This is a genomic window from Nocardioides luteus (assembly GCF_014648595.1).
GTDB classification, from domain to species: domain Bacteria; phylum Actinomycetota; class Actinomycetes; order Propionibacteriales; family Nocardioidaceae; genus Nocardioides; species Nocardioides luteus.
This window is the reverse complement of sequence record NZ_BMRK01000042.1, coordinates 1-1,198: the sequence shown is the minus strand read 5'-3', so window position 1 is coordinate 1,198 and position 1,198 is coordinate 1. Positions and strand designations below refer to the sequence as shown.

Sequence of the window (1,198 nt, the reverse complement as noted above, 5' to 3'; positions counted from 1 at the left end):
GGCTCGGGGTGCTGGACGCCGCCGAGTGCCCACCCACCTTCGGCACGGACCCCGGTGAGGTGCTCGGGGTCATCGCCGGAGGCTCCGGCGCCATCCTCGCTGCCGTCGAGGGCGCCGAGGACGACCAGGACGCAGGCCGCGCCGACCTCGACCGGCTCGGCATCGCCGCCGGTGACGTCGTCGTCGGGCTCGCGGCCAGCGGTCGCACTCCCTACGTCGTCGGCGCGCTCGACCGGGCTCGCGAGCTCGGTGCCCGCACGGTCTCGGTCGCCTGCAACACCGGCGCGGTGATCAGCGACCACGCCGAGGTGGCCATCGAGGTCGACACCGGCCCGGAGGTGCTCACCGGGTCGACGCGGCTCAAGGCCGGCACCGCCCAGAAGCTGGTGTGCAACATGCTCTCGACCGCTGCGATGGTGCGCACCGGCAAGGTCTACCGCAACCTGATGGTCGACCTGAACCCGTCCAACGACAAGCTCGTCGACCGCGCCCGCCGGATCGTCGCCGAGGCGACCGGGGCCGACCTCGACGCCGCCACGGCCGCGCTCGAGGCCTCGGGCGGTCACGCCAAGACCGCCGTCGTGATGCTGCTCGCCGACTGCACCGCCGAGGAGGCGGTAGCCCGGCTCGAGAAGGCCGCCGGTGACGTACGGACGGCGGTGGCCCGATGAGCGCCCCGACGAACACCCCGACGTCCGCCCCGACGAACGCCCCGACGAACGCCCCGGCTCCCGGCCGGCTGATGGCGACGGAGATCGCCCAGCAGCCCGAGGTCTGGGCGGGCCTGCTCGGCGCCGGTCAGCAGCCGATCACCGAGGTCGCCCGCGCCGTCCGCGCCCGCCGGCCGCGGTTCGTGCTCCTGGCCGCGCGCGGCACCTCCGACCATGCCGCGCTCTATGCCAAGTACCTCGTCGAGACCGTCCTCGGCCTGCCCGCCGGGCTCGCCTCGCCGTCCTCGATCACCGCCTACGAGGCCCGGATGGACCTGCGCGACGTGCTGCTCATCGGCATCAGCCAGTCCGGCGGCTCGCCCGACCTCGTCCAGACGCTCCAGGCAGGCCGCGAGCAGGGCGCGATCACGCTCGCGGTGACCAACAACCCGGGCTCGCCGCTCGCCGAGGCGTGCGAGTACGAGGTCGACGTCGCTGCCGGTCCCGAGCGGGCCGTGGCCGCGACCAAGACCTACACCGCCCAGCTG

2 protein-coding genes are annotated in these 1,198 nt (G+C 74.4%); both read left to right on the top strand.

The window, feature by feature from the left end; translation table 11 throughout:
- Nucleotides 1-671, top strand: a 671-nt coding sequence (locus IEY81_RS23870) for an N-acetylmuramic acid 6-phosphate etherase (protein ID WP_189120993.1), incomplete at its 5' end; no start/stop codon positions are given.
- Nucleotides 668-1,198, top strand: a 531-nt coding sequence (locus IEY81_RS23865) for an SIS domain-containing protein (RefSeq protein WP_189120992.1), incomplete at its 3' end; no start/stop codon positions are given. The genes IEY81_RS23870 and IEY81_RS23865, both read left to right, overlap by 4 nt.